Genomic DNA, 15,059 nt, shown 5'->3' with positions numbered 1-15,059 from the left:
CCTAGAGCGCCGCGCGCTCGGCTTTCGCGTCGGAGGTGAGAGCGGCGAGGCGGGACAGCGCCGCCGCCGACGCGCTGCCTGGCTCGGCGGTGTAGGAAATGAGCATCTGGTCGGGGTCGTCGGCGGCGATGAAAGCGTCGTACGTCAGCGTCATCAGGCCGACCAGCGGATGGTCGAAACGTTTGGTGCCATGTGTCTTGCTGTGCACCGGATGCGCGGCCCACCACTTGCGAAACTGCGCGCTGCGCACCGACATCTCGCCGACCAGAGCCAACAACTGCGGATCGTCCGGATAGCGGCCGGCGTCCTGGCGGAGATACGCGACGGTCTCTTTGCCGACCGTCGGCCAGTCCGGATAAAGGTCGCGGAAGCTCTCGTCGTCGCCGAAGGACAGCCGGATCATGTTGCGTTCTTTTGCCGGCAGCGCACCGAAATCGGTGATCAGCGCGGCGGCGAGACCGTTCCAGGCGAGGACGTCCATCCGCCGGCCGAGCACCACCGCCGGCACCTCGACGAGCGCGTCCATGATCTGCTGCACCTGCGGCCGTACGCGCTGCGTCTTCGTGCGGCGGGTCACGCGGGTCGGATGGGCGAGATCGCGCAGGTGGCGCGTTTCCGCGTCGTCCAGCCGCAGAGCACGAGCCAGCGCGTCGAGTACGGCGTCGGAGACATTGCGGCCGCGCCCCTGCTCCAGCCGCGTGTAGTAGTCGACGCTGACGCCGGCCAGCTGCGCCAGCTCCTCGCGGCGCAGCCCGGCGACCCGCCGCCGGCCGCCGAACGGCGTCAACCCCACGTCCGCGGGATTCAGCGCCGACCGCCTGGTGCGGAGAAACTCGCCGAGCTCGGTGCGTGCGTCCATGCCACCGATTCTGCGATGTGCGGCCGCTTTGCGCCTGGTAATGCCAGGACTAGGCACCGGCGACCCATGCACAGCGGAGCCTGGGCATGGCTCGCGAGTCGAGGCATTGTCGTTGTCGTAAGCGGAAATCCGATCGAAGGAACGACATCATGGGCACGTACGAGATCTCGCTGGCCGGTCGTGTGGCGGTCGTCACTGGTGCGTCGAGCGGCATCGGCGCCGCTACCGCACAGCGGCTGGCCGCCGATGGCGCGAAGGTGGCGCTGCTGGCGCGCCGCGCCGACCGGCTCGACGAGCTGGTGCAGAAGATCACCGCGGATGGCGGCACGGCGGTCGCGGTCGAGGTCGACATCACCGACCAGGCGGCGCTGGACGCGGCGAAGGCGACGGTCAACGACCGGCTCGGTCGCGTCGACCTGCTGGTCAACAACGCCGGTGTGATGCTGCCGGCGCCCATCGAGGACGGCCGGATGGACGAGTGGCAGCGGATGATCGACCTCAACCTGACCGGGTTGCTGGCGGCGTTCCGTACGTTCACGCCGGATCTGCTGGCCGCGGCCGCCGACGGACCGGCCGATGTGGTCAACGTCTCCTCGATCGGCGCGTGGATGACCTTTCCGGCGTACTCGGTCTATGGCGCGACCAAGGCCGCGGTGACGGCGTTCTCGCGGCACGTACGCGCGGACCTGAGCCCGCGCAACGTACGCGTCACCAACATCGAGCCCGGCCTGACCGCCAGCGAGCTGGCACAACACATCTCGTCCGACGAGCTGCAGAGCCAGGTCGAGGGCATGTTCGACGGCATGGAGGCGCTGACCGCCGGCGACATCGCCGACGTGGTCGCCTTCACCACCAGCCGGCCGCGGCGGGTCAACCTGCCGCACATCGTGGCGATGCCGACGCGGCAGGCGTAGTCGTTACGCTGATCACCGGGACTCGAGGAGGAACCGGTGCAGCGCTGGCGCGGGATCGAGGCGACGCCTCGCGGATGGGGTCGGTCGGTGGTCACCATCGGGGTGTTCGACGGTGTGCACCGCGGACATCAGCAGATCATCAAGGACGCGGTCGGCCGCGCCGCGACGGCCGGTCTCGCGTCGGTGCTGGTCACCTTCGAGCCGCATCCGGCCTCGGTCGTACGGCCGGGGACGTATCCGGCGCTGTTGACCCCGCAGGCCCGCAAGGCCGAGCTGGTCGCCGAGCTCGGCGTCGACGGCATGTGCGTGTTGCCGTTCACCGCCGAGCTGTCCCGGCTGGCGCCGAAGGAGTTCGTCCACGACATCCTGGTCGACGGCCTGCACGCGGCCGAGGTCGTCGTCGGCGCCAACTTCCGTTATGGCCACAAGGCCGCCGGCGACGGTGAGTCGCTGGCGCAGTCGGGCCAGGAGTTTGGCTTCACGGCGCGGACGGTGCCGCTGGTCGCCTCGGACGGCACGACGTTTTCGTCCACGTACGTCCGCGCCTGCATCGCCGCCGGCGACGTCACCGCGGCCGCCGCCGCCCTCGGCCGCGACCACCGCGTCGAAGGCATCGTCGTACGCGGCGACCGCCGAGGCCGCGAGCTCGGCTATCCGACCGCCAACCTGGAGCCGATGCCACACTCCGCCGTACCAGACGACGGCATCTACGCCGGCCGCCTCATCCGCGGCCGCGGCAACAAAACCACCGCCTCGCCAGCCGCCATCAGCATCGGCACCAACCCGACCTTCGATGGTCAGGCCCTCTCCGTGGAGGCCTTCGTCCTCGACTTCGACGAGGATTTGTACGGCGAGCACGTAGGGTTTGAATTTGTGCAGCGGCTGCGGGGGACCGAGCGGTTCGAGTCTCGCGAGGCGCTGGTGGCGGCTATTGACGAGGATGTGCGGCGGACCCGGGACATTTTCGAGCAACACTAGGTTTTCATAGTGTGTTGAATTCTGATTGTCGCGTCGGGTGGGTGGTTGCGCCTCGCGGCGGGCGACCTCAAGGGGAGGCGCGGGGTCTTGTTTGTGGTTGGCTGGGGCGCCGCAGGTGCCGTGGCGTCCCGGCCTGTGGCGAGAAGGTCCACTATGTGGGATGCACAGACGTGTGGAGCGCTAAATGTCCGGCTTGAGAAAGTCGCAGGTGGCATGAATGTCGAGTTACTAGCGTTGGACGCAAGAAACAAGGCTTTCACACCGTAGTGATCACCGGAGGCCGTGGCGGGTGTGACTACTGAGGCTGGTAATGCTGCTGTGATCGCTCGGCTGTAACAGATGTCCGTTTTGATGTCTTGTTAGACAAGTACTACGCAGTCAAGCTGCCTCACCCGCATTATCAGCCACACCAGTCACACCAACACCACCCGGACGCTGTGATTGGCGTGCATGCCGACGGGTTGCTTCCATACGTGACCGAGCAAGCCTGGAGAACCCAGCCCCGCCCACAAACCGCCGCCCGCACCCTCAATGCACATGATTGGCGTTCCCGCGCCCCCTCCCTTGAGGTCGCCCTCCGCGCAGGAGCGCCCGCCGTGCAGGCGAAAACCCACCACCCACCCAACGCAACAAACATGAAGGCCCAACCACCTCACCAACGCAACAATGCTGAAGACGTAACCACCCACCCAATGCAACAAACAGAAAACCCAGACCACCTCGCCAACGCGACAACCAAAAATCGCACCCACCTCCTCACCTCAAACCTCCATCGCCGCGCAACCCCCTCTCACCGCAAACCTCCAGCACCCCGAAACCCCCTTCCACCGCACCCCTCCAAGCCCCCCGTTCTTGACTCCCAGTTCCAAAACGTCGTAGCCTCGACCCCATGCCCAGACCACGCACCTTCGACGTCGAGCAGGTCCTCGACGCGGCCACGGACGTCTTCTGGCGCAAGGGCTACGCCGCGACCACCCCGCAGGACCTCTGTGACGCCACCGGCCTCGGCCGTGGCAGCCTCTACAACGCCTTCGCCGGCAAGCGCGAGCTCTTCGACCGTGTCCTCGAGCGCTACAACCAGCGTGGCGCGGTTGCTCAACTGGACGTTCTCGATGGCCCAAAGCCAGTGAAGGAGCGCATCCGCGACCTGCTCATGCTCACCATGCACAACGACCAGGCGGGCGTACGGCGTGCGGGTTGTCTGGCGGTGAGTACGGCTGTGCAGATGTGTGGCAACGATGACCAGCTGACGGCAGTCTTGCGTAAGCGGTTCAGTGAAACCGAGACGGCGCTGGTCGCGGCGATCGAGTTTGGTCAGGCGGAGATGGAAATCCGTGACGATGTGCCGGCGCGACGGTTGGCGCGGTTGGTGATCAGTGCCATGTACGGCATGACCGTGCTCAACGACGTGTTCGCCGACCGGCGGCGACTTCGCGACGTGGTCGAAGCGGCGGTGGCCGTCCTCTAAAAATTTTCCGCCAATTTTGTAACCACAGGTCAAGAATGGAGTCGGCGTGCCGTTTGCCGTGTACGTGCTGGGGATGGCGATCTTCAGCATGGGGACGACCGAGATGATGCTCTCCGGCTTGCTGCCGTTGCTGTCACAGGACCTGGCCGTGTCGATTCCGGCGGTCGGTCTGCTGGTGTCCGGGTTCGCGCTCGGCATGATGTTCGGCGGGCCGGTCCTGACCGTACTTTCGCTGAGAATAGCGCCAAAACGCGCACTGCTCGGCCTGCTCGCGCTGTTCGTCGCCGGCCAGACGCTTGGCGCGATCGCACCTGGATACGCCGTCCTGATGGTCTCCCGGGTCGTCGCCGCCATGGCGATGGGTGCGTTTTTCGGTGTCGCGGCCTCGGTTGTCGTCGGACTGGCCGGCGTGGAAAAGCGCGCTCGCGCATTGTCCGTGCTCGTCGGTGGCCTGACGATCGCGACGGTGATCGGCGTGCCGGCGGCGACCGTGGTCGGTGAGCGGTTCGGCTGGCGTACGAGCTTCTGGATGGTGTCGGTGTTCGCCGCGCTCAGCTGGATCGCTGTGGCTGTCTGGGTCCCGTCGCGATCGACCAGCGGCGCGGTCGGCGTCATCGACGGTCTGCGCGTTTTCCGGCGCGGCCGGCTCTGGCTGACACTCACGTCCAACGCGCTCGCCTTGGCCGCTTTTCTCGGCATCTTCAGCTACATCTCGCCGATTTTCACCGAGGTGACCGGATTCTCACCGGCCGCCATCCCGGTCCTGCAGTTCCTGTACGGCCTCGGCTGCATCGCCGGCATCGCGCTCGGCGGCCGGATCGCCGACCGGCGGCCGGACGTCAGCCTGTACGCGATGATGGCCGCCTCGATCGTCGTACTCACCGGCTTCGCGCTGGTGATCCACAACCAGATCGCCACCGTCGTCGTCTTTCTCGCCTTCGGTTTCGTCGCCTTCGCGACGAACCCGCCGATGACCGCACGCGCGATGGCGCTCGCCGGCGACTCGCCACTGGGCGCCAGCGCCAACACGTCCGCGTTCAACGCCGGCATCGCGCTCGGGCCGTGGCTCGGCGGCCTGGCGATCGGCGGTGGATACGGCTTCGTCGCGCCGGCGTGGATCGGTGTCGCGCTCGCCATCGCCAGCCTGGCCGTCGCGGTCGTCGCCGGCCGGAGCGTACGCGTCGAGGAGAAAACCGTTGTCCTGGAAGGAAAAGCGCGATGACCGTCGGCATCACGCTGCCACTCGGGCCGAATGACGTCCGGCAAAGCGGCAATGCCGTCGACATGTTGGTCGACTACGCGCGAGAGGCCGCCAGCCTGGGCGTACGCGGCGTCTGGATCTCGCAGATGTTCGACATCGACGCGTTGACGGCCGTCTCCGCGATCGCCCGAGAGGTGCCGCAGATCGCACTCGGCACGGCCGCCGTACCGATCTGTCCGCGCCATCCGATCGTGCTCGCCAATCAGGCGCAGACGGTGCAGGCGGCCAGCGCGGCCGCTTGACGCTCGGCGTCGGGCTGTCGGCGAAACCGGTGGTGGAGAGCGTGTTCGGCGTCTCGTACGACCGACCGATCCGGCGGCTGCGCGACACTCTGAGCGTGCTGCGATCAACGTTCGCGGGCGGGTCGGTGGACGGCTTCTCGACCGTCGTGCCAGGTGGCTCGCCGGTCCGCGTACGCTCGCCGAGCAGATCGTCCCGGCCATCACCGCCGCCTCCGCCCAGCCGCCACGCATCGTCGCCGCCGTGCCGGCGGTCGTCACCTCCGACGTGGCCAAGGTGAAGGCGGGGATGGCCGAGCTGCTCGCCTTCTATGACCAGCTCCCGAGCTACCAGCGCGTCGTCGCCGCCGAAGGGGTCAGCCGAGCCGCTGACCTCGCGCTCGTCGGCGACGAGGAGACGGTCGCCGCGGGCGTACGGGCATACTTCGACGCGGGGGCGACGGAAGTGCTGCTGGCGCACACCGGTGTCGGCTCAGCGGCGGACCGCCGGCGCACCTGGACGCTGGCCGCGAGCGCATGATTTGCGAGGTCGTCGGGCCTGCGCCAAGGTGGTCCCGTGCTCGGGTGACGCGCCGACGGTGTACTGCTGGTGGCATGTCCATCACCGGCTGGTAACCTGGTGGTGCGCCGCACGTGCGGCGTGTGTTTTGACGTGTGACTGCCTGCCTTCGTGACGTGGACCGGAGGCCACACCAGAGCATTCGGTAAGGGAGAGCCTGTGCCACTGGCAAGTGAAGAGAAGAAGACCATCATGACCGAGTACGCCACCGTCGAGGGCGACACCGGTTCACCAGAGGTGCAGGTCGCGATGCTGACCAAGCGCATCAAGGACCTCACCGAGCACCTCAAGACGCACAAGCACGACCACCACAGCCGCCGCGGTCTGCTGCTGCTCAACGGCCGCCGCCGCCGGCTGCTCAACTACCTCAAGCGCGTCGACATCGAGCGCTACCGGTCGCTGATCGAGAGGCTCGGTCTGCGGCGCTAGACCCAGCGGGGGAGTGGCCACCGGCCGCTCCCCCCACTCGTGCGGCCACCTGGTCGTACGCGAACACAACCGCCGGGCCATCCGCTGACGTAGGAATACGCAAGTGGCCGGTCCTCGGTAGTGGCATCCGGGCCAAAGAATCCCCGAGTGCCTCGATCGAAGACCGGCAGCGATCCACCTCGGAAGGCGAGCGGTCCGGCTCGTACGAAAGAGGCATCGCCCATGACGGACAATCTCACTTCGAGTGAGGTCCACAGCACCACCGCCGTGATCGACAACGGCAAGCACGGCACCCGCGAGATCGTGTTCGGCACCGGCCGGCTCGCCCGGCAGGCCGCCGGCTCGGCCACCGCCCAGTTCGGCGACACCGTCATCCTGTCCGCGACCACCGCGTCCAAGCAGCCGAAGAGCCATTTCGACTTCTTCCCGCTGACCGTCGACGTCGAGGAGCGGATGTACGCCGCCGGTCGCATCCCCGGCTCGTTCTTCCGCCGCGAGGGCCGGCCGTCCGAGGACGCCATCCTGACCTGCCGGCTGATCGACCGGCCGCTGCGCCCGTCGTTCGTGAAGGGCCTGCGCAACGAAGTCCAGGTCGTCTGCACCGTGCTCGCGCTGGAGCCCGGCTCGCTCTACGACGTGGTCGCGATCAACGCCGCGTCGATGTCGACGCAGCTCGCCGGCCTGCCGTTCTCCGGCCCGATCGGCGGCACGCGCGTCGCGTTCATCGACGGCGACTGGGTCGCCTTCCCGACCCACGAAGAGGTCCAGAAGGCGACCTTCGACATGGTCGTCGCCGGTCGCGTCCTGGAGGACGGCGACGTCGCGATCATGATGGTCGAGGCCGAGGCCACCGCCGGTGCGTACGGCCTGGTCCAGGGCGGCGCGCAGGCGCCGACCGAGGAGATCGTGGCCGCCGGCCTGGAGGCCGCCAAGCCAGCCATCAAGTCGCTCTGCCAGGCGCAGTCCGAGCTGGCCAAGCTGGCCGCCAAGCCGACCGCCGACTTCCCGGTCTTCCCCGACTACACCGACGACGTGTACGAGGCGGTCGCGAAGATCGTCACGGACAAGCTGGCCGACGCGCTGACCATCGCCGACAAGCTGGAGCGCGAGGCCAAGCTCGACGAGATCAAGGCCGAGGCGTACGAGCAGCTCGGCGAGCAGTTCGAAGGCCGCGAGGGTGAGATCGGTGGCGCCATCAAGGCGCTGACCAAAAAGCAGGTCCGCCAGCGCGTGCTGCGCGACAAGGTCCGCATCGACGGCCGCGGCCTGACCGACATCCGCACGCTGTCGGCCGAGGTCGACGTGCTGCCGCGGGTGCACGGCTCGGCGCTGTTCGAGCGCGGCGAGACGCAGATCCTCGGCGTCTCCACGCTCAACATGCTGGCGCTGGAGCAGAAGCTCGACACGCTCTCGCCGGACACCACCAAGCGCTACATGCACAACTACAACTTCCCGCCGTACTCGACCGGTGAGACCGGTCGCGTCGGCTCGCCGAAGCGTCGCGAGATCGGCCACGGCCGGCTCGCCGAGCGCGCGCTGGTGCCGGTGCTGCCCAGCCGCGAGGAGTTCCCGTACGCGATCCGGCAGGTCTCCGAGGCGCTCGGCTCCAACGGCTCCACCTCGATGGGATCGGTCTGCGCGTCCACGTTGTCGCTGCTCAACGCCGGTGTGCCGCTGAAGGCGCCGGTCGCGGGTATCGCGATGGGGCTGATCTCGGACGAGGTCGACGGCAAGACCACCTACGTGACGCTGACCGACATCCTCGGCGCCGAGGACGCGTACGGCGACATGGACTTCAAGGTCGCCGGCACCAGTGAGTTCGTCACCGCGCTGCAGCTGGACACCAAGCTGGACGGCATCCCGTCCGAGGTGCTGGCCGCCGCGTTGCAGCAGGCCAAGGCCGCCCGGCTGACGATCCTGGAGGTGATGGCCGAGGCCATCGACAGGCCGGACGACATGAGCCCGTACGCTCCGCGGGTCATCTCGATCACCATCCCGGTCGACAAGATCGGCGCGGTGATCGGTCCGAAGGGCCAGGTCATCAACGGCATCCAGGACGAGACCGGCGCCGACATCACGATCGAGGACGACGGCACGATCTACGTCGGCGCCACCGACGGCATCTCGGCGCAGGCCGCGATCGACAAGGTCAACGCGATCGCCAACCCGCAGCTGCCCAAGGTCGGCGAGCGGTTCCTCGGCACGGTCGTCAAGACCGCGGCCTTCGGTGCCTTCGTCTCGCTGCTGCCCGGCAAGGACGGGCTGGTGCACATTTCCAAGCTCGGCAACGGAAAGCGCATCGGCAAGGTCGAGGACGTGGTCAAGGTCGGCGACAAGCTGCAGGTCGAGATCACCGACATCGACGCCCGCGGCAAGATCAGCCTGATCCCGGTCCGCGACGAGGAGAAGCCGGCCGACGCGCCGGCGGCCGACGACACGGCAACCGCCGACCAGGCGTGAGCCGAGGCCGGGCCCAGACCACCACGCTGGCCGAGGGACAGTACGGCGGCACCGTCCGCCGTACGGTCCTGCCCGGCGGCCTGCGGGTGGTGACCGAGTCGATGCCGACGCAGCGTTCCGTATCGTTCGGGATCTGGGTCGGCATCGGGTCACGGGACGAGTCCACGGCGCTGGCCGGCTCGTCGCACTTCCTCGAACACCTGCTGTTCAAAGGCACCCGGCGGCGGTCGGCGCTGGACATCTCGGCCGAGCTGGAGGCGGTCGGCGGCGAGTCGAACGCCTTCACCGGCAAGGAATACACCTGCTATTACGCGCGTGTGCTCGACGACGACCTGCCGCTGGCCATCGACGTGGTCTGCGACATGCTCACCTCGTCGCTGATCACGCCGGAGGACGTCGAGACCGAGCGTGGCGTGATCCTTGAGGAGATCGCCATGCACGACGACGACCCCGGTGACGTCGTGCACGACGTGTTCTCCGAAGCGGTGTTCGGCGCGCATCCGCTCGGCCGGCCGGTGATCGGTACGCCGCAGACGATCACCGAGATGAGCCGCAAGCAGATCCACTCGTTCTACAAGCGCCGCTACACGCCGGACACGATGGTGATCGCCGCCGCCGGCAACCTCGACCACCAGCACGTCGTACGCCTGGTGCGCAAGGCCTTCGAGCCGCTGCTGGACGGCGACGCGGCCGTACGCGAGCCCCGCGGGTCCAAGCCGGCGGCGCTGGAGTCGGTGCCGTTGCGGGTCGTCGACAAGGACACCGAGCAGGCGCACATCGTGCTCGGCACGGTCGGCATCCACCGCAACGACGAGCGGCGGTTCGCTCTCGGTGTGCTCAACCAGGCGCTCGGCGGCGGCATGTCCAGCCGGCTGTTCCAGGAGGTACGCGAGCGCCGCGGTCTGGCGTACTCGGTCTACTCGTACGCGAGCCAGTACGCCGACACCGGCGTCTTCGGGGTCTACGCCGGCTGCGCGCGCGGCCGCGTGAAGGACGTGCTGGGGATCGTGTCCGACGAGCTCACCGAGGTCGCCGCGAAAGGCCTGACCGACGACGAGGTGCGGCGCGCCAAGGGCATGCTGAAAGGCTCGACAGTGCTCGGCCTGGAGGACACCGGCTCGCGGATGAGCCGCATCGGCAAGAGCGAGCTGGTCTACGGCGACTTCCTGTCGGTGGACGGGCTGCTCGGCCGGATCGACGCGGTGACGCCGGAGCAGGTCCGTTCGATAGCCTCCGAGATACTCGACCGGCCGATGTCGCTCGGTGTCATCGGACCGGTCGGCGACCAGGACTTCGCCGATGTGGGAGTGCGTCGATGAACGAGTCGTCGTTGCGCGTCGGTGTGCTCGGCGCCCGCGGCCGGATGGGTTCGCAGGTGTGCAAGGCGGTCGACGCCGCCGACGACCTCGACCTGGTGGCGATGGTCGACGAAGGCGAGTGGTTGTTCAACATCTCCGACGCCGGCGCGCAGGTGGTCGTCGACTTCACCAACCCCGACGTGGTCATGGACAACATCCGGTGGTGCATCGACCAGGGGATCTCGGTGGTCGTCGGCACGTCCGGTTTCGACGCCGAGCGGCTGCAGACCATACGCGACTGGCTCAAGCCGACCTCCGGCGTCGGCGTGATGATCGCGCCCAACTTCGCCATCGGCGCGGTGCTGATGATGCGGTTCGCCGCGATGGCCGCGCCGTACTTTCCGTCGATGGAGATCATCGAGCTGCACCACCCCAACAAGCTCGACGCGCCGAGCGGCACCGCGCGGCACACCGCGTCCGCCATCGCCGAGTCGCGGCGCAAGGCCGAGCTCGGACCGATGCCTGATGCCACAACGTCCGCTTTGGACGGTGCGCGTGGCGCGCGGGTCGACGAGGTGCCGGTGCATTCGGTGCGGATGTCGGGCCTGGTCGCGCATCAGGAGGTGTTGTGCGGCACTGAGGGGGAGACCCTGACGATCCGCCACGACTCCTACGACCGCGCGTCGTTCATGCCCGGAGTTTTGTTGGCCGTACGGAAAATCCTCGGCCGTCCGGGCCTGACGGTCGGCCTCGACGCGTTGCTCGAACGTCCCTAGTACGCGCTCGGCGTCGGCGTCGCGTCCGCGGTGCGCCGCGAGCCGACCACGTGGTCGGAGTCGATCAGCGGGCGGCCGGAGCGGGTGATCATGCCGAGCCGGTGCTGCTCGCGAAACGCGCCCTTGCCGTCGTAGTTGTATTCGATGGTGACGGTCACCTCGGAGTCGGCGGCCCGCGGCGGCGTCACGATCCGCACGTCGTTGACCCGCTGCCAGAAGTTGTCGTACGCCTTGCGGCCCTGCGCCTGCAGCCTCGGACCGAGCATCGCCCACGCCCTGTCGAGGTCGTCCGGCACGAGTCCGTAATACCGCGTGACCACGGACTCCAGCAGACCGGAGGCGATCGTCGAGGCGCTCGGCCGCGCGGCCGGCGCTGACGGCTGCGGTTTCCTGCTGAGCGTCGGCGACGGTGTCGGCAGCGGCGGTGTGACCGTACGCGGACCGGCCAGCAGCCGGGCCGCGCCGACCGACAGCAGGATGACCGCGACCGCGCCGAGCGCGATGATCACCAGCCAGCGGTTGGTCACCGACCAGCTGCTCGCTGCGGCGTGCGCCGGCGGGAGGTCGGCTCGCGTGTGCTCGCCGCGGCGCGGCGGCGGGATCGACGACTTGATGAACTTCGGGATGTTGGGCAGCGCCGGCTTCGGCGGGTTTTTCTTGACCAGGCTCGGCGGCTGCGGTGTCGGCTCCGGCTCGGCTTTGGCGAGTGCCGCGAGCTCCTTGGCGACTTCGGCCATCGTCGGCCGGTTTTCCGGGTTGTCGCTGAGCATCCGCAGCAGCGCCGGACCGAGCCGGCCGGCCTTGTGCGGCTGGTTGATCCGGCCGGTCGCGATCAGGTGCAGCAGCGCCATCGTGTTGTCGTCGCGGCCGAACGGCGGCTCGCCTTCGACGCCGGCGAACAGCGTGGCGCCGAGCGCGAACACGTCCGACGGCGGTCCGGTCGGCTGGCCGCGCGCGGCCTCCGGCGAAAGGTAGGCCGGCGTGCCGGTCAGCACGCCGGTCTTGGTCACCGTCACGTCGCCGTTGGCCCGCGAGATGCCGAAGTCGGTGATCTTGGTCGTGCCGTCGTCGCCGAGCAGGATGTTGGCCGGCTTCACGTCCCGGTGCACGATGCCGACCCGGTGTGCGGCCGCCAGTGCGTCGGCGGCCTGCGCACCGATGTCGGCGACGCGCTCCGGTGGCAGCGGCCCGTCCTCGTCGATCACCTCGGCGAGGCTGCGGGACGGCAGGTATTCCATCACCAGCACCGGCCGGCCGCCGTCGCTGGCCACGTCGTACACGGCGATCGCGTTGGGATGGTGCAGCCTGGCCGCGATCCGGCCCTCGCGAAACGAGCGCTGCCGGAGGATCTCCGCGTCCGCCTCGCTCAGTCCGACCGGCAGCAGCAGCTGCTTGGCCGCGACGATCCGGTTGAGCCGCTCGTCGAGGGCCTGCCAGACCTCACCCATCGAGCCGCTGCCGATCCATTTCCGCAGCCGATAGCGGTCCGCGACGAGTCGGCCCTCGGCGCCGCCGTCGCCGTTCCCCGCTTGGTCCACCGAGACAGCCTATCTGGATCGAATTCCTCGCTGATTTGTCATTCTCTGTAGGTTTTTGTCGGTTGTGTCACAGGAAGGTGGCGGTGTGATCGACGGCCCACTGCGAAACGTGCGACCCGCCCGGCCGGTCACCCTCGGCACGGTCGCTGCCCATTCCTCGCCTCCGCCCTGCCCCGCATCGGTCGGCCGGCGGCTCAGTGCGCGACCTTTTGGCGTGCCGCCAGCGACTCCGTCACGACATGGCGGCCGACCAGACCGGTCGCTCCGCCTCACCAGGATCGTCATGACTGGAAGTCCTTCGCGTGATCTGCGGCCCATTGCTGGAAAGTGCGTGGTTGCCTGCCGGTGATCCGCCAGAACGTGTCGGCCGGTGGCAGCGATCCCGGACCGTCGACGGACCCGGCCTGCAGCTCGACGAGCCAGTCGGGATGGCCGTCCGGTGTCGCTTCTTCGAAGGCGATTTCCTTGCCGATGGTCGCACTTATCGCCTTGACCTGGTCCCGCAGCGTCACTTTTCCGGCCCGGTCACGGTGTAGGCGGCGTCGAGGTGGTCGTCGGTCAGCAGCGCCGCCACCGCGATCTCGGCCACGTCCGCCTCGTGGACCCACGGATAGCCGGCGTCCGCGTAGGCTCGGTGACGGTTTGGTTGGTGCGTACGGTCTCGGCCCAGCCGAGCGCGTTGGCGGCCAGCAGGCCGGGCCGTACGTGCGTCCAGGCGGCGCCGCTGTTTTCCACGTGTTCTTCGAGAGTGCGGTGTGCGATCCGCTCCCTGTTGAGGTGGTCGCGCAGCGGTCCGGCCGGTCCGCCTCGACATCCGGCCGGACCCTGCGCGGGTCGCGCGACATCACACGCACCCACTGGCCGGCACCGACCAGGCGGTCCACCACACAGCGTCCGGTGTTTCCGGTCGCGCTGGTCACTAGGATGGTCACGTTGCGCCTTCCGTACTCCGGGATGGTGGCAATGGACCGACCGCCGTCGCCTCCGTGGCCAAACGATCGCGGCTTGGCCCTAGGCCGAAATTCGATTTCGTGCACACACTCGAAGCGTGGGAACGCGTCAGCTCTTTGTGAGCGTGGAAAAGGGTGTGCGCTGGATGGCGGGTGTGCGATTTTGCCAAGAGAGACCAAGGAAAGTTTCTGCTTGGCGGTCCAGGATCGGAGTTGAATTGTGTAACGAAAGTGCGGCTCCTGAGGTGTGGCGTCGTACTTTCGTTACGTCCTTGACACAACTGACCAGCAGATTGTCGAGTGGAGCCTGTTTCCTTTGCGTAGGAACGTAAATCGCATTGTGCGCGTTGGTCGCAATAGCCGCCACAACTACTATGCGAAGGTGACGTTTGACGGTCGAAACAGCGCTCGGCAACCGCTGAAACATCACCCTCGCCGGAGGTACGGTGAGGTTGGCGGGGCGAGCGGGTAGAGTTTCCGACGACCATCGTCGAAAGGGCTGGGAGACAGTGCCAACGTCCACTCGCGCCCCGCGGTCGACGGCGGCTGCCAGTCAGCGCGCGATCCGCGACCAGATCAAGCAGCTGATCCTCGATGACGGCCTCAACCCCGGCGACCCGATGCCGACCGAGGGCGAGTTGATGGACCGCCTCGACGTCGGCCGCAACTCACTGCGCGAGGCGCTCAAGGCACTGCAGGCGGTCGGCATCGTGGAGATCCGGCACGGTTTCGGCACGTACGTCGGACAGCTTGAGCTGGAGGCCCTCGCCGACGGCCTGGCGTTTCGCGGCCAGCTGTCGCTGCGTACGGACCGGCAGGCGATCCGCGAGCTGGTCGAGGTGCGCAGCGCGCTGGAGACCGGTCTGGTGCCACGCGTCATCGCGGCCAGCGACCCGGAAAGCCTGGAGCGGGTCGCAACCGCTCTTGCCGAGCTGGAGACCGCGGCCGCCGCCGGACACACCGCGCCGGAGGCCGACCGGCGGTTCCACGACCAGCTCTACGCGCCGCTGCACAACCGGCTGCTGGCGCAGCTGCTCGGCGCGTTCTGGGATGTCTACCACGAGCTGAGCCGCCAGTTCGGCGAGCTGGACGCCGACGCGGCCGGGATCGCCGCCGAGCACCGCGAGATCTACGAGGCCGTACGCGCCGGCGACGTGCCACGCGCGATGGCCGCGACCGAGCGCCACTTCGACGGCATCCGCCAGCGCATCGCCTAGGGCCTGTCTGCATATTCCGGGGTGATGAGAGAGTCGAGATCCAAGTGCCGTCAGGCGGCCCGAGAAAGATGTGAAAGCGGCTCGGCTATCGCCCCGCGGAATATGGAGACAGG

Annotated in this window: 14 protein-coding genes and 1 pseudogene; 11 read left to right on the top strand and 4 right to left on the bottom strand. The window is 68.1% G+C overall.

The features are described 5' to 3' along the window. Window position 1: 1 nt before the first annotated feature. Entirely contained in the window at window positions 2-859 is an 858-nt protein-coding gene (locus GNX95_RS26430; protein WP_163510255.1) for a helix-turn-helix transcriptional regulator, read from the bottom strand. Window positions 860-1,008: 149 nt separating this feature from the next. Here GNX95_RS26430 and GNX95_RS26425 point away from each other — a divergent pair, with 149 nt between their 5' ends. The 10 genes and pseudogenes from GNX95_RS26425 (at window position 1,009) to dapB (ending at window position 11,241) form a co-directional block, all read left to right on the top strand. Next, window positions 1,009-1,773, top strand: coding sequence for an SDR family oxidoreductase (locus GNX95_RS26425; protein ID WP_222853963.1), 765 nt, complete (start codon window positions 1,009-1,011; stop codon window positions 1,771-1,773). A gap of 36 nt (window positions 1,774-1,809) precedes the next feature. Further along, a complete protein-coding gene (locus GNX95_RS26420; RefSeq protein ID WP_163510253.1) occupies window positions 1,810-2,751 on the top strand; it encodes a bifunctional riboflavin kinase/FAD synthetase in 942 nt (313 codons plus the stop codon). An 889-nt stretch (window positions 2,752-3,640) separates the two neighbouring features. Next, a complete protein-coding gene (locus GNX95_RS26415) occupies window positions 3,641-4,219 on the top strand; it encodes a TetR/AcrR family transcriptional regulator (RefSeq protein ID WP_163510252.1) in 579 nt (192 codons plus the stop codon). Between the two features lie 46 nt (window positions 4,220-4,265). After that, window positions 4,266-5,441 (top strand): MFS transporter, encoded by a 1,176-nt coding sequence (locus tag GNX95_RS26410; RefSeq protein ID WP_163510251.1) that lies wholly within the window; start codon window positions 4,266-4,268, stop codon window positions 5,439-5,441. Continuing rightward, window positions 5,438-6,000 (top strand): annotated as a pseudogene (locus GNX95_RS44415) (LLM class flavin-dependent oxidoreductase). The gene GNX95_RS26410 and the pseudogene GNX95_RS44415 overlap by 4 nt, the downstream one beginning before the upstream one ends. Beyond that, window positions 5,964-6,239 (top strand): LLM class oxidoreductase, encoded by a 276-nt coding sequence (locus tag GNX95_RS42665; RefSeq protein ID WP_222853960.1) that lies wholly within the window; start codon window positions 5,964-5,966, stop codon window positions 6,237-6,239. The pseudogene GNX95_RS44415 and the gene GNX95_RS42665 overlap by 37 nt, the downstream one beginning before the upstream one ends. 198 nt (window positions 6,240-6,437) lie before the next feature. After that, complete coding sequence (rpsO, locus tag GNX95_RS26400; protein ID WP_163510250.1) at window positions 6,438-6,707, top strand: 30S ribosomal protein S15; 270 nt, start codon at window positions 6,438-6,440, stop codon at window positions 6,705-6,707. Window positions 6,708-6,929: 222 nt separating this feature from the next. After that, complete coding sequence (locus GNX95_RS26395; protein WP_163510249.1) at window positions 6,930-9,167, top strand: polyribonucleotide nucleotidyltransferase; 2,238 nt, start codon at window positions 6,930-6,932, stop codon at window positions 9,165-9,167. Then, entirely contained in the window at window positions 9,164-10,486 is a 1,323-nt protein-coding gene (locus tag GNX95_RS26390) for a M16 family metallopeptidase (RefSeq protein WP_163510248.1), read from the top strand. The genes GNX95_RS26395 and GNX95_RS26390 overlap by 4 nt, the downstream gene beginning before the upstream one ends. Continuing rightward, complete coding sequence (gene dapB / locus GNX95_RS26385; RefSeq protein ID WP_163510247.1) at window positions 10,483-11,241, top strand: 4-hydroxy-tetrahydrodipicolinate reductase; 759 nt, start codon at window positions 10,483-10,485, stop codon at window positions 11,239-11,241. The genes GNX95_RS26390 and dapB overlap by 4 nt, the downstream gene beginning before the upstream one ends. Here the strand turns inward: dapB and GNX95_RS26380 are convergent. From GNX95_RS26380 to GNX95_RS42655, 3 genes are all read right to left on the bottom strand, one after another. Continuing rightward, window positions 11,238-12,779: a serine/threonine-protein kinase gene (locus GNX95_RS26380; protein WP_246281767.1), complete on the bottom strand. Its 1,542-nt coding sequence runs from the start codon at window positions 12,777-12,779 to the stop codon at window positions 11,238-11,240. The two genes, dapB and GNX95_RS26380, sit on opposite strands and share 4 nt — an antisense overlap. A 281-nt stretch (window positions 12,780-13,060) precedes the next feature. Beyond that, on the bottom strand, window positions 13,061-13,291 hold the full coding sequence (locus GNX95_RS42660) for a Rossmann-fold NAD(P)-binding domain-containing protein (protein ID WP_222853959.1): 231 nt from the start codon (window positions 13,289-13,291) through the stop codon (window positions 13,061-13,063). Beyond that, entirely contained in the window at window positions 13,288-13,593 is a 306-nt protein-coding gene (locus GNX95_RS42655) for a hypothetical protein (protein ID WP_222853958.1), read from the bottom strand. The genes GNX95_RS42660 and GNX95_RS42655 overlap by 4 nt, the downstream gene beginning before the upstream one ends. A gap of 645 nt (window positions 13,594-14,238) precedes the next feature. On the opposite strand from GNX95_RS42655, the gene GNX95_RS26370 reads away from it, so the two are divergent. Continuing rightward, entirely contained in the window at window positions 14,239-14,946 is a 708-nt protein-coding gene (locus tag GNX95_RS26370) for a FadR/GntR family transcriptional regulator (RefSeq protein WP_163510246.1), read from the top strand. The last annotated feature ends 113 nt before the right edge of the window (window positions 14,947-15,059 follow it).

Source organism: Fodinicola acaciae (assembly GCF_010993745.1).
Lineage (GTDB): Bacteria > Actinomycetota > Actinomycetes > Mycobacteriales > HKI-0501 > Fodinicola > Fodinicola acaciae.
This window is presented reverse-complemented; position numbering and strand designations above follow the sequence as displayed.

What these genes read in the sequence shown, in the direction of transcription:
- GNX95_RS42655 (WP_222853958.1), bottom strand. Translation starts at nt 13,593, where the DNA reads ATGTCGAGGCGGACCGGCCGGACCGCTGCGCGACCACCTCAACAGGGA.
- GNX95_RS26395 (WP_163510249.1), top strand. Translation starts at nt 6,930, where the DNA reads ATGACGGACAATCTCACTTCGAGTGAGGTCCACAGCACCACCGCCGTG.
- dapB (WP_163510247.1), top strand. Translation starts at nt 10,483, where the DNA reads ATGAACGAGTCGTCGTTGCGCGTCGGTGTGCTCGGCGCCCGCGGCCGG.
- GNX95_RS26425 (WP_222853963.1), top strand. Translation starts at nt 1,009, where the DNA reads ATGGGCACGTACGAGATCTCGCTGGCCGGTCGTGTGGCGGTCGTCACT.
- GNX95_RS26430 (WP_163510255.1), bottom strand. Translation starts at nt 859, where the DNA reads ATGGACGCACGCACCGAGCTCGGCGAGTTTCTCCGCACCAGGCGGTCG.
- GNX95_RS26415 (WP_163510252.1), top strand. Translation starts at nt 3,641, where the DNA reads ATGCCCAGACCACGCACCTTCGACGTCGAGCAGGTCCTCGACGCGGCC.